This window comes from Kribbella ginsengisoli (assembly GCF_039537185.1).
In the GTDB taxonomy this organism is placed as follows: Bacteria; Actinomycetota; Actinomycetes; order Propionibacteriales; family Kribbellaceae; genus Kribbella; species Kribbella koreensis.
This window is the reverse complement of the sequence record NZ_BAABAA010000007.1, coordinates 251286-263833: the sequence shown is the minus strand read 5'-3', so window position 1 is coordinate 263833 and position 12548 is coordinate 251286. Positions and strand designations below refer to the sequence as shown.

Here is a 12548-nt window from a genome sequence, read left to right as displayed (position 1 = left end):
GGCGGGAGGTTGGGCTCGGGTGACAAACTCGTCCGCGTGAGTGATTCCGAGATCCTGCACCTGCTGCCGTCAGCGGCGGCTGCCGTCGTGCTCAACCACGAGGAGGCTGACGCGTTCCTGGCCCGTCTCGGTGGCTATGACGAGCGCGACCAATCGCAGGTCGATCGGGTCCTGCAAGAGTTCCTGCGGAAGCTGGTCCGCTCTGCCTGGGAGCGTGGGTGGACGCCTGGCGACGTGGTGCAGCATGCCCGGCGGCGGTTGGAGCCGGGGGTGGAGCCGTTGCTGCTGGTCGTGATCGCGTCGGAGCATCGGGCCTATCGCGAGGTCGATCCACGCTGGCTGGATCAATTGCTCGACCTCGGCATCGACGCGCCGTACTCCGAGTTGCAGCTGACCGCCTGGGCTTCGGGGCAACGGCTCGGCCGTTATCTCGCCCTCCACACGGCGCTCACGGTCGCAGGCTTCCTCCAGTCGCTGCCCGGACTCGCACGACTGTTCCCCCTGCCCGGTACGCCGGTGCAGGCGCGCGTGGCGGGGACCGGCGTACCGAACGACAAGATGCTCGGGCGGATCAGAGCCCTGCTGGCCAAGGCGGAGGCGACGGACTTCCCGGACGAGGCGGAGGCCTTGTCGGGCAAGGCGCAGGAGCTGATGGCCAAATTCTCGCTCGACCAGGCGCTGGTGGACGCCGACCCGGGGCTCGACCTGCCCGACGACTCCGGCGCCCGGCGGATCTGGGTCGAAACCCCTTATGTATCAGCGAAAGCGCAACTCGTCGGAGCCGTCGCCTCCGCCAACCGCTGCCGCACGGTCTCGATGGAGCAGCTCGCCGTCGTCACGATCGTCGGCGCCGAGCTCGATCTGCAGCTGACCGAGCTGCTCAGTACTTCGCTGTTGGTGCAGGCGAATCGCGCGATGCTTGCTGCTGGCAAGCACATCGGCCACCGGGGCGAGTCGCGGACCCGGTCGTTCCGGCAGTCGTTCCTGATGGCGTACGCGCAACGCATCGGGGAGCGGCTGCAGAAGACGACGGACGCGACGCAGGCCGCCGTACCGGCTGCTGATGCCGATCGGTTGTTGCCGGTGCTGACCAAGCGGGAGGCCCAGGTCGAGGCGTTGTTCACGAAGCTCTTCCCGGACACGGTCACGCGGCGGACCAGGATCACCAACGGCGCCGGCTGGGCCGCTGGGCTGGATGCGGCCGACCAGGCCCAACTGCAGGCCCGTCCCCAGGTCCGTAGATAGGCTGCGAGCCATGCCGAGCGTCAAGCAGACCAGCATCCCGGGACTCCTGCAGATCGAGCTGGACCTGATCGAGACTCCGCAGGGGTGGTTCAAGGAGAGCTTCCAGCAGGCGAAGCTTGTCGATCAGGGGTTCCCGCAGGTCGAGTTCGTGCAGAACAACATGGCCTACACGACCGAGGTCGGCATCACCCGCGGGATCCACGCGGAGGCCTGGGATCGGTACATCTCGCCGGCGCTCGGGCGGCTGTTCACCGCGATCGTGGACCTGCGGGAAGGCGCGACGTTCGGCCGGCTGGAGACGTTCGAGCTGACGCCGGGGCAGGCGATCTTTCTTCCCGAGGGCTGCGGGCACTCGTTCTGCACACTGGAGCCGAACACGGTCTACACCTATCTGCTCGCCGCGCACTGGACGCCGGATGCGCCGCGGACGATGGTCAACCTGTTCGACCCGCAGCTCGCGGTGCCGTGGCCGCTGCCCAAGGATCAACAGCACTATGTAGAGGCGGACGCGACCGCTCCCTACCTGGACGCGGTGACGCCGATCAGGCTTTGAGGCCGGCCAGGACGATTTCGAGCAGGCGGTCGGCCTGCTCCGGCGACATGTCGCGGCCCATCGTGATGCCGCCGACGAGCCGGAGCACGTCCATCAGCTGTAGGTCCTGGCGGACCGAGCCGTCCGCCTTCGCCGCGTTGAGCAGCTTGTCGCCGGCCTCGCGGACGTTCACCTTGCAGGCCGTGAAGAACTCCGAGTTCTTGCCCAGCGCCGCCGTCAGCTCGCCGGCCAGACTCTTCTTCGAGACGCTGTAGCCGACGAAGCTGCGCAGCCAGGCGGCCAGCGCGTCGTACGGCCCGAGCTTCTCGGCGAAGCCGTAGGCGCGGTTGCAGACCTGCTGGATCTCGTCGACGTAGACCGCCTCGAGCAGCGCGGTCCGGTTCGGGAAGCGCCGGTACAGAGTGCCGATCCCGACGCCCGCCCGGCGCGCGATCTCCTCCAGCGAGGTGTCCGTGCCGTGCTCGGCGAACGCTTCGCGCGCCGCGGTGACCAGCAAGTCGTAGTTCCGGGCGGCGTCGGCGCGGGCAGGCCGGGTCGTCGGAAGTGGTGTCGAGGTCATCCGGCCCTCCTTGCCGAGGCGTAGTGGACGGCGCAACGCAAAGTCGCGCCATAAATCCCTTGATAAAGCGGAGGGTGCCTCCGTATGGTGGAATCCGGAGGAGCTCTCCACTTCATCTGAAAACAACTCTAGCCCCTCGTGGGTAAGGAGCAAGTCACACTATGGCGGCAACATCCGCGGCGCCGGCCGGCGCCCGAACCGGTACGCCCGCGCGGCGGCCGGGGGTAGTCCTCGCAGTCATCCTGGTCACTCAACTGATGGTGATCCTCGACGGCACCGTGGTGAACATCGCGATGCCCAAGATCCAGCACGCGCTCGATTTCAGTCCCGCCAGCCTGTCCTGGGTGCAGAACGCGTACGCCCTCGCCTTCGGCGGTTTGCTGCTGCTCGGCGCCCGGGCCGGTGACCTGCTCGGTCGCCGGCGCGTGTTCATCACCGGTGTCAGCGTCTTCAGCGCCGCCTCACTGCTCGGTGGGCTCGCCCCGTCCGCCGAACTGCTGTTGGCGGCCCGCGTCCTGCAAGGCATCGGTGGTGCCATCGCAGCGCCGGCGGCCCTGACCCTGCTCATGCTCACCTTCCGCGAAGGTCCCGAGCGGCTCAAGGCGCTCGGCCTCTACAGCCTGGTCTCGTCCGGCGGTGCAAGCGTCGGCCTGGTCCTCGGCGGCATGCTGACCGATTGGGTCTCCTGGCGCTGGGGCCTGTTCATCAACGTCCCAATCGGCATCGGCCTGGTCTTCGCGGCCCGGCAGGTACTGTCCGAGACGCCGCCCGAGAAGGGCAAGTTCGACGTCGCCGGGGCGCTCACCTCGACGCTCGGCATCACCTCGGTAGTCTTCGGCTTCATCCGCGTGGCCGAGGTCGGCTGGACGTCCGCCGAAGTGCTCGGCGCCTTCGCGATCGGCCTGGTGCTGCTCACCTCGTTCGTGCTGATCGAGCGCCGGGTGAGCCACCCGATCGTGCCGCTGCGGCTGTTCGGCAACGCCGACCGGGTCGCGGCGTACGTGACCATGCTGCTGGTGGTCGGCACGATGTTCGGGATGTTCTTCTTCCTCACCCAGTACCTGCAGGGGGTGCTGGAGTTCAGCCCGCTGAAGGCCGGCCTGGCCTTCCTGCCGCTGACCGGTCTGCTGTTCACCTCGTCCCGGATCGTGCCGCGGCTGCTCGGCCGGATCGACGGCGGCAGGCTGATGATCGCCGGTTCGGTGCTGATCCTGGTCGGCATGATCTGGCTGACCCGGCTCACCGAGGACAGCACCTACCTCGGCGGCGTCGTCGGCCCGCTCGTCCTGTTCGGGTTCGGCGCCGGGATGCTGTTCATCCCGACGACCGGCCGGGCGCTGGCCGGCGTACAGCCTCAGGACGCGGGTGCTGCCTCCGGCATGCTGAATGTGTTGCAGCAGGTCGGCGGGGCCCTGGGTCTCGGCGTCCTGGTCACCATCTTCGGTACCGCGAGCCGCAACTCGGACGCGGCCTCGAGGATCCCCGCTGAGCGGGTGCGCGAGGTCCTGACCGACGGCGTGCACGCGGCCTTCATCGGCTCCGCGATCTACGCGGCCCTCACACTGGCGGTCATCGTGCTCGGCGTCCGCCCGTGGAACCGCCGCGGCAACCCTTCACCGGCGGTCGAAAGGATTGAAGAAGTCCCCGTCGAGCTATGACAGTGAGTGCATGACCAAGACACTCGCAGTCATGTTCATCGCGGGAGCCGGCGTGGCGGCACTGACCGCCGCGCCGGCTTCGGCTTCCGTCGAGTCAGCGCCCGGCCGGTGTACCTCCCCGGTCCTCATCCGCACAGCGGCAAGCACGGGCGGGATGGGCAAGGGCATCTGCCAGCCGACCCACTCGACCACCGCGAACTGCAAGGTCAACGGCCCGCTCGTCGTGGTCGGCGGCGTCGCGACCAGCATCTGGTACTACATCACCGACCACACCATCAGCGTCTCGGGCTACGTCAGTGCGGCCTACTACGAGACCGACGACTGGGCCGTCCCCTACTGCTGACTCAGGTCAACGGCAGTCGGTACGTCGTCCACTGAGTGTGCTGCTGGAAGCCGAGGCGCTCGTAGAGGCTGAGGGCGCCGGTCGGGTTCTGGGTGTCGACACCCAGGGATGCGCGCTTGAAGCCGGTCTCGGCGGCCTGTGTCATCAACGCGGTCAGTGCCACGGCGGCCAGGCCGCGGCCGCGGTGCGATCGGACCGTACCGACCTGGCCGACGTAGACCTCGCGGATGCCGGTCGCCGCGGTGTCGGCGTCGTACTCGAAGCCGTTCGCGTAGGCGACGATCTGCTCGCCGTCGAGGACCAGGAACGACAGTCCGGCCCGGAACGCGCGCGACCCGGTGAACCAGACCTTCCAGGTCTCCTCGTCCTTCGGGGTCGAACCCCAGTGGTCCATGAAGACCTCGTTGTGGGTCAGCCGCAGCGCCTCGTCGTACGCCGGTTCGAACGGCACCACCCGCAGCCCGTCCGGTACGCCGACCGCCGGGATCGGCTCGTCGAACGGCCGCTGCAAGGTGAACGAGTAGCGGCACTCCTCGAAGCCCTGCCCGGTGAAGAGCGCGGCCGCCCCGACGTTCGTGCTGATCACGGTCGAGTTGAGCTCCGCCTCGGCGACGTCCGGGTGGTGCTCCTCGTGCAGTTCACGAGCGCTGGCGATCTCCCAGGTCAGCAACGCCTGCCCGAGCCCGCGGCGACGCCACTCGCCCCGGACCGCGGAGTCGGTGTTGAGCCGGTCGACGTCGACCAGGTTCTTGCGCCAGTAGACGACGCCGTACGCCACCATCACCTCGTCGACCCAGAGGCCGATCGTGTCCCGGGCGGTGTTCATCTTCGGATCGCCGAGCTCCTCGACCAGATCCTCGGCGCTGTAGTTCTCACCGTTCTGGTCGGTCACCTGGACGTCGTTCATCAACGCCGCCCACGCGTCGGCGTCGGTCTTCTCGATCGGCCGGGCCTCGACCCACTCCGGAAACGTCCCCATGCCGAGAACGGTAGGTGCCGGGTCGCTGACCCGGCACCTCATTTACCCGATCAGGCAGCCAGTTGCCGGCAGAGCCACTCGACGGCGAGCGGGTAGCGGTACTCGATCCCACCGTGCTTGCCGTCGAAGAGCTCGAAGTACAAGCGTTCTTCCGGTACGCCGGCCCGCAACGCCGCCCGATGGAACGCAGTCGCCCCGAAGTCGAGGTAGTACTCGTCCTGCTTGCCCGCATCGATCCACACGGCTCGCATCGATCCGAGCGCCTCGGCGTACCGGGTCTCGGTCGCGACCATGTGCACCGGATCGCGACTCAGCCAGCGCTGCCAGATCTCCGGGATGATCTGGCCGAGCTCGTCGTGGGGGAGCAGCACCGTCCCGTCCGGCTCGGCCGAGTACGCTGCGGCATACCCGTACATCTCGAGCAGCTCGAGATCGTCCCCGGTCGTCCGGCCGGCTCGATTCTCGAAGTCCGCGAAGAACTTCTGGTACGACCCGTCGTACTGATCGCGCAACCGCCGAGCCGTCAGCGGGAACCCGGACTGGTAGCAGACCTCGAACGCCGCATCGCCCGCATGCGTCGCCAGCGCCCCGAACACGTCCGGCCGGAGCAGCGGAGTCACCATCGCCGCATAGCCACCGCTCGACTTGCCGGTGATCGCGCGATGGTCGCGATCGGCGATCGTCCGGTACCGCTCGTCGACCCACGGCACGATCTCGTCGCACAGATACGAGTGGTACTGCCCGGTGCCCGGCGAATCGAGGTACTGGCTGCCGCCGAGCTTCGTCCACGCGTCGACGAACACCACGATCGCCGGCGGCACGTCGCCGGTCGCGAACACGGCGTCGAGCAACTCCGGATACGGCTGGCGGAACGGCTGCCGGTTGAACCACATGCCGAGGTGGCCGGTGTAGCCCATCGCCACGTAGATCGACGGGTAGCGCTGATCCGACTCGTCGTACCCGGGTGGCAGGTAGACGAGCACCGGCCGCTCGTGCGGATCGCCCAGCGGGTTGCCGCGCAGGAACGCGCTGTCGAAGATCGTCTGGTCGAACCGTCCGGCAAGCTCCGCGGACCACGGCAACATCGGCGAGCCCCTCTCAGATCACATCGCGTCGGGCGCGCTGATCCCCAGCAGCCCCAGGCCATCCTGCAACACCGTGCGGGTCGCCGCGCAAAGGCTTATCCGGCTGGTCCGGACCTCGCCTTCGCTGGTCAGCACCGGACAGGTCTCGTAGAACGCCGACAACGCGGCCGCCACCTCGTACAGATAAGTGCACAACCGATGCGGCTGCAGCGTCTCGGCGACCTGTAGGACGCAGTCGCCGAAACCGCTCAGCAACAAGGCCAACCGTTGCTCCGCGGGCTCCGTCAGCACTGTCACCCGGCCAGGAGTCTCACCCGCTTTGCTGAGGAGCCGAGACAGCCGCGCGTGGGCGTACTGAAGGTACGGTCCGGTGTTCCCGGTCATCGCGACCATCCGGTCGAGGTCGAACACGTAGTCGTTGATCCGGTCGCTCGACAGGTCCGCGTACTTGATCGCCCCGATGCCGACCGCGGCCGCGACAGTCGCCTTCGCGTCGTCGTCCAGCGCATCCCGTTCGTCCAGGAGCGCCCGGGCCCGTGCCGTCGCTCCGTCCAGCAGCGACGCCAGCCGGACCGTACCGCCGTCCCTGGTCTTGAAGGGCTTCCCGTCCTTCCCCAGAACGGTGCCGAAGGCAACATGCTCGGCCGGTACGCCGTCGGGCAACCAGCCGGCCGCCCGGCAGAGCGCGAAGATCTGCTGGAAGTGCAAGCCCTGCCGATGATCGACGACATAGACGATCCGATCGGCCTGCAGCTCGTCGATCCGGTGCCGTACCGCCGCCAGATCCGTCGCGCTGTAGCCGAACCCGCCATCGGACTTCCGCACGATCACCGGCAACGGCGAGCCGTCCCGTCCCGCGAACCCCGGCAGGAACGCGCACAACGCGCCACCCGACTCGGTCAGCAATCCGGCAGTCGTCAGATCGTCGACAACGCCTTGCAGCCGGTCGTTGTAGGCGCTCTCGCCGACCACATCGGCCCGCGTCAACGGCGACCCGAGCTGCTGGTAGATCCGGTCGAACTCGGTCAGTGACACCTCGACCATCTGCCGCCAGATCGCCAGCGTCCCGGCGTCGCCTGACTGCAGCAGCACCACCCGCGCCCGGGACAGCTCGACGAACTTGCCATCGGCATCGAAATGCTTCCGCGCCCGCTGGTACAGCTGCTGCAACCCTTCGATATCAAGGGTTTCCACCGCCAGGTCCTCGAACAGCACCTGCTCGACCAACATGCCGAACTGGGTTCCCCAGTCGCCGACGTGGTTCTGCCGGATCACCTCGTAGCCGACGGACCGGAGTACGTTGCACAGGGCGTCGCCGATCACCGTCGACCGCAGGTGGCCGACGTGCATCTGCTTGGCGACGTTGGGCTGCGAGTAGTCGACCACCACTGTCTCGCCGCGTGGTGCGAAGGCGACCGGCTCGTTGACGCCGGCCGCGAGCGTCGCCGGAAGCAGGGTGAGGTTGATGAACCCTGGCCCGGCGATCTGCGCAGGCTCACAGAGCCCGGTCAGGTCGAGGGCCTCCACCAATTGCTCGGCGACTGCCCGTGGCGACGTGGCTAGCGTCTTTGCGAGTCGCAGAGCGAGGTTGGTTTGGTAGTGGCCGAACTCGGGTCTGGTGGCGGCCCGGAGTTCGGGATCGAGTCCGCCGTACTCCGCGCCGAAGGCGGCCGAGACGGCGGTGGACAGCTGGGTGGCAAGGGCAGACAGCGCTGCGGACATGGCAGAGTCCTTGAGAAGAGAAGCAACTGGAACAGGGTTGAGGTGTTCAGACAGTGCTTCGTCGTCGCAGGCCGAAGCGATCGCGCGCGATCACCGGGCTCGTCGACATGCCCCCATTATGCACAACCGGTGGGCGCGGTTCGTCAGAGCTGGTGTGGTGACGGCGCCGGGTGCCGGTCGGCGAGCGGGATGATCGGTGGCAGGTCGGTCTCGCCGAGGAAGATCCGCCGGACCACCCGCTCCGCCGCGCGGCCGTCGTCGAACTCGCAGAACTTCTCCCGGAACAGCTGCCGATGCTTGGCCGCTTCAGCTTTGGCGAACGCGCCGGTCTGAAAGGCGGAGAGCAACTCCTCCGGCGACCTCGCCACCAGCCCCGGCGGAAACGCGGTGATGTCGAAGTACGTCCCGCGGGTGCTGTCGTACGCCCCGAGGTCGTCGACCAGCAGCACGATCGGCCGGTTGAGGTTGGCGTAGTCGAAGCTGATCGACGAGTAGTCCGAGATCAGCACGTCGGCCGCCAGCATCAGGTCCTCGACCCGCGGATGGCTCGACGCATCCACCACTCGGTCGGAATGCGCGGTCGGATGCTTCGACAGCGAGTAGTGAGTCCGGACCAGCACCCGCCCGTGGTCGCCGGCCGCTGCCGCCAATTGGTCCAGGTCGAGGTGGATCCCGTCGCCACCCAGATCGACCAGGCCGGACGGCGTACGGACCGAGTCGACGCCGTCGCGGAAGGTCGGCGCGTAGAGCACCACGAGGTGTGAGTCGTCGAACCCGAGCGAGGCCCGGATCGCGCGGACGTCCTCCACGGTCGCGTTGAGGAGCCGGTCGTTGCGGGGGAACCCGTACTCGAGTTCCTCGAAGTGGGCCGGGTAGGTGCGTTCCCAGATCTCCGACGAGTACCGGTTCGACGACAGGTTGAAGTCCCACCGGTCGACCTGGCGCATGAGTTCCTCGAGGTCGAGGTCCTTCGCGGCCGCCGGGTAGTGGCGCAGATCAGTCCCCATGGTCTTCAGCGGAGTACCGTGCTGGGTCTGCAGATGGATCTGCCCGTCGCGTTTGTCCAGCTCCTTCGGCAGGTTCATGTTGCTGACGAAGTACGTCGCCTTGGCGACCAGCTTCTGGTACGCCGGTGAGCCCGCCACCACGTATTCGACGCCCTCCGGGATCGCGGCGACATGCTCCGCGTCGACCACCCAGACGCCGCGCAGCTGAGGAGCCAGCTCGGCGGCCTTCTCGTAGATGGCTCGTGGGTTGCACGCGTACTGCTTGAACCAGTACGCGCCGTAGAGGGCCAGGTTCGGGTCGAGGTCGCCGCGGTGCAGCAGCTTGTCGACCGCCTTGCGCGGACTCGGTACCGCGAGCATCTTGGCGCTCAGCTTGAGGGTCGTGTACGTCGCGTAGTCGTCGTGCACGATCTGCCACCGGCGGAAGCCACGCCGGGTCTTGTCGACCACGTACCCCTCGGGCTTCCAGCGCTTGGCGAAGGCCGCTGCGGCGTGGAAGAACTCGGCCCGGTCCTCCGGAGCGAGTCGCTCGGGCTTGTCGATCACCGCCAGGATGTGGTCCAGCGACCGGTCGAAGGCGAACCGCCGCCAGCCGGCCAGCTCCGGGTCGGAGGTGATGAAGGCGTGCACCCGGTCGTACTGGTCGAAGATGTCGAACTGCTGCCGGGTCGCGGTGGCGTGGATGTTGCCGCCGGTGCGGTGCTGGCGGTAGTCCACGACGACCTGGTCCAGCGTCGCGATCCGCTGCGCGGTGAGCATCGTCGAGTAGGTCCAGGGCGCGTCCTCGTAGAACCCGGCGGTGAAGACGAAGCCGTGCAGGGTGAGGAAGTCGCGCCGGATCGCCTTGTTCCAGACCACCTCGAGGAAGGTCAGGAAGACCGGCCGCTCGGCTGCCGTGAAGACTCCGGCGCCCTCGCGGGCGAACGCGTCGTGGCGCTGGTTGCGCACCACCTGACCGTCCCAGTGGATCCGCTCGTAGTCGAACATGACGATGTCCGGCCGGTTGGTGTCGTCGATCCGGGTTGCGATCGCGGCCAGCGAGCCGGGCCGGTAGGTGTCGTCGGCGTCGAGGAACAGCACGTAGTCCCCGCGGCACTCCTTGAGGCCGGCGTTGCGGGCCAGCCCGAGCCCGACGTTCTCGCTCAGGTGCAGCACCCGGACCCGCGGGTCGGCGGCGGCGTACTCGTCCAGGATCCGGCCGCTGCCGTCCGGGCTGGCGTCGTCCACGCCGATGATCTCGAAGTCCGCGCACGACTGGCTGAGCACCGAATCCAGGCACGGCCGCAGCCAGGCCCGTGACGCATGACACGGGACCACGATGCTGAACCTGGGGACCCCGACGGAGTCGGTGCTGGCGGCCATAGGTCTGCATCCTAGGGTGCACACCATGAGCGCTGATGTCTTCGAACCACTGGCCGGTCTCGAAGGGGTCGGTTCGGCCGCCCGGGCGGCCAGGGATGCGGTCGACGTGCTGCTGCGCGACCGCGGGCTGCGGAAGGTCGGCGCGGACATGACCGCCGAGGCGCTGCTCCGGGGCGCCCACGCGTCGGCCGCCCTGGCCGGCAGTTCGGCTTCCTTGGAGGAGGTACGCCGGGGAGCCGGCGACGCTCTGACTGCGGGTGCTGTCCGGATCACGGGCGAGCTGATGAGCCTGGCGCCACGGATGGACACCGCGCCGGTACAGGTCTGGACCAGACTGCACCAGTTGGCGGCGGTCGCACTCGGCAGCGAAGACCAGTTGGGTCACCTGCGGACCAGTCGGGAGCCGATCCCGGACGACATCCCGGGGCTGCCACCGGCACCGCCTGCCGACGAGATGTGGGAGCGGCTGCACGGTCTGGCGCGGGCGCTGACCGTCCCGACCAAGGCTCCGGGGCTGGTGGTGGCCGCGATCGTGCACGCGGAACTGGCGGTACTCCGGCCATTTCCGGTCGCCAACGGGCTGGTCGCGCGGGCGGCCGAGCATGTCGTGTTGGTTGCCCGGGGCATCGACCCGTTGTCGGTGACGGTGCCTGAGGTCGGGCACTTCGAGCTCGGCGGGTCGTACGCACAGGGTTTGCGCGATTACGCCGCGGGCGGGCTGGTCGGCGTACAGGCCTGGTTACTGAGGAGTTGTGAAGTGATTGCCTTGTCGGCGGAGCGCTCGCCGCTGAATCTTTCCACCCAGTAGGAAAATTGCGAACGGCGCTCTCCGGGGAGAGCGCCGTCGCGAGCACAACATCCTGGTTACCAAGCGTGCACCTTGTCTGCCGCCCCATGGTTTCGGCGTTGGCCGAAGTCTGGGGTCGTGCTGCCCGGTTGGGATGGGCTGGTCGCCGCGTGGGTGCCTGGTTGCCGTGCGATTCTCTACCGGATCCGAAGATCCTTTGTGCTTCCTTTGTACTCTTCAGATCCCTTCAGGGGAAGGGCTAACGCCACCTTCATGAAGCTGAGAAGAACGGAGCCCGCCTCAACTTCCGGCCGGCCTGGAGCGCCGCCGGGCGACGTAGAGCAGCACTCCGGCAGCGGCCAGGGCGACGCCGACCAGGCTCGCCGCGACGGCCGGCCGACGGACCTCGGGGAGTCGTTTGCGCTCCTCGAGCGCCACCGGTTTGCTGAAGTCGAGCACCGGCCAGTCGCGGGAGACGGCGAGCTTGCGCAGCGCCTTGTCGGGATTCACCGCGAACGGATGGCCGACCGCGGCCAGCATCGGCTCGTCGGTGATCGAGTCCGAATAACCGTAGGAAGCCTTCAGGTCATAGCCTTCCGCGGCGGCCAGCTCGGTGATCGCGGTCGCTTTGTGCGGGCCGTAGGCATAGACCGAGATCTCCCCCGTGTACTTGCCGTCGGCAACTACCATCCGGGTGGCGATCACCTTGTCGGCGCCGAGCATGGCGCCGATCGGCTCGACCACCTCGGCGCCGGACGAGGAGACGATCACCACGTCCCGGCCGGCCGCGTGATGCTCCTCGATCAGTGCCACGGCCTCGTCGTAGATCATCGGCTCGACGACGTGGTGCAGGGTGTCGGCGACGATTTCGCGGACCGTCTGGACGTCCCAGCCTGTGCACATAGCGGACAGGTACTCCCGCATCTTCTCCATCATGTCGTGATCGGCGCCGCCGAGCAGGTAGACGAACTGCGCGTAGGCACTCCGCAGGACGGTCCGCCGGTTGATCAGGCCGCCGGCGTAGAACGGCCGGGAGAAGGCGAGCGTGCTGGAGCGCGCGATGATCGTCTTGTCGAGGTCGAAGAAGGCGGCCGATCGGGGCGTCACCGGGTGCTCCATGGGGTCGAGCATAGGAGTTCCCGCGAAACGCCGAGGGGCCCGGCCTTTCGTGTGGACGGGTCTCCCGTTAGACTGTTGAGCAGTGTGACAGTGACACTGGCCTGAAAGCCTCTGATCGAGGTTCAGGCG

General features: G+C 67.9%; 11 protein-coding genes. 5 read left to right on the top strand and 6 right to left on the bottom strand.

The features are described 5' to 3' along the window. Positions 1-36 precede the first annotated feature (36 nt). Both ABD768_RS24685 and ABD768_RS24680 read left to right on the top strand, forming a co-directional pair. Positions 37-1245, top strand: a complete 1209-nt coding sequence (locus ABD768_RS24685) for a DUF2786 domain-containing protein (protein WP_344844439.1) — start codon at positions 37-39, stop codon at positions 1243-1245. Positions 1246-1255: 10 nt separating this feature from the next. Then, entirely contained in the window at positions 1256-1798 is a 543-nt protein-coding gene (locus tag ABD768_RS24680) for a dTDP-4-dehydrorhamnose 3,5-epimerase family protein (protein ID WP_344844437.1), read from the top strand. Here the strand turns inward: ABD768_RS24680 and ABD768_RS24675 are convergent. Beyond that, complete coding sequence (locus ABD768_RS24675; protein ID WP_343967569.1) at positions 1788-2357, bottom strand: TetR/AcrR family transcriptional regulator; 570 nt, start codon at positions 2355-2357, stop codon at positions 1788-1790. The genes ABD768_RS24680 and ABD768_RS24675 overlap by 11 nt on opposite strands. A gap of 161 nt (positions 2358-2518) precedes the next feature. Here ABD768_RS24675 and ABD768_RS24670 point away from each other — a divergent pair, with 161 nt between their 5' ends. Together ABD768_RS24670 and ABD768_RS24665 are read left to right on the top strand one after the other, a co-directional pair. Continuing rightward, positions 2519-4015 carry an MFS transporter gene (locus ABD768_RS24670; RefSeq protein WP_343967571.1) on the top strand — a complete coding sequence of 499 codons (1497 nt, stop codon included), beginning with the start codon at positions 2519-2521 and terminating at the stop codon, positions 4013-4015. Between the two features lie 10 nt (positions 4016-4025). Beyond that, a complete protein-coding gene (locus tag ABD768_RS24665) occupies positions 4026-4358 on the top strand; it encodes a hypothetical protein (RefSeq protein WP_343967573.1) in 333 nt (110 codons plus the stop codon). Position 4359: 1 nt separating this feature from the next. On the opposite strand, the gene ABD768_RS24660 is transcribed toward ABD768_RS24665, so the two are convergent. The 4 genes from ABD768_RS24660 to ABD768_RS24645 all read right to left on the bottom strand — a co-directional run bounded on the left by ABD768_RS24660 (position 4360) and on the right by ABD768_RS24645 (position 10513). Beyond that, positions 4360-5337 (bottom strand): GNAT family N-acetyltransferase, encoded by a 978-nt coding sequence (locus ABD768_RS24660; RefSeq protein ID WP_344844434.1) that lies wholly within the window; start codon positions 5335-5337, stop codon positions 4360-4362. 50 nt (positions 5338-5387) lie between these two features. Continuing rightward, a complete protein-coding gene (locus tag ABD768_RS24655; protein ID WP_344844433.1) occupies positions 5388-6422 on the bottom strand; it encodes an alpha/beta hydrolase in 1035 nt (344 codons plus the stop codon). An 18-nt stretch (positions 6423-6440) separates the two neighbouring features. Further along, entirely contained in the window at positions 6441-8132 is a 1692-nt protein-coding gene (argS, locus tag ABD768_RS24650) for an arginine--tRNA ligase (RefSeq protein ID WP_425558454.1), read from the bottom strand. A 155-nt stretch (positions 8133-8287) separates the two neighbouring features. After that, positions 8288-10513, bottom strand: a complete 2226-nt coding sequence (locus tag ABD768_RS24645) for a bifunctional glycosyltransferase/CDP-glycerol:glycerophosphate glycerophosphotransferase (RefSeq protein ID WP_344844429.1) — start codon at positions 10511-10513, stop codon at positions 8288-8290. 25 nt (positions 10514-10538) lie between these two features. On the opposite strand from ABD768_RS24645, the gene ABD768_RS24640 reads away from it, so the two are divergent. Then, positions 10539-11321 carry a Fic family protein gene (locus ABD768_RS24640; RefSeq protein WP_343967582.1) on the top strand — a complete coding sequence of 261 codons (783 nt, stop codon included), beginning with the start codon at positions 10539-10541 and terminating at the stop codon, positions 11319-11321. A 279-nt stretch (positions 11322-11600) separates the two neighbouring features. On the opposite strand, the gene ABD768_RS24635 is transcribed toward ABD768_RS24640, so the two are convergent. Further along, positions 11601-12431 (bottom strand): HAD family hydrolase, encoded by an 831-nt coding sequence (locus ABD768_RS24635; protein WP_343967583.1) that lies wholly within the window; start codon positions 12429-12431, stop codon positions 11601-11603. Positions 12432-12548: the final 117 nt, after the last annotated feature.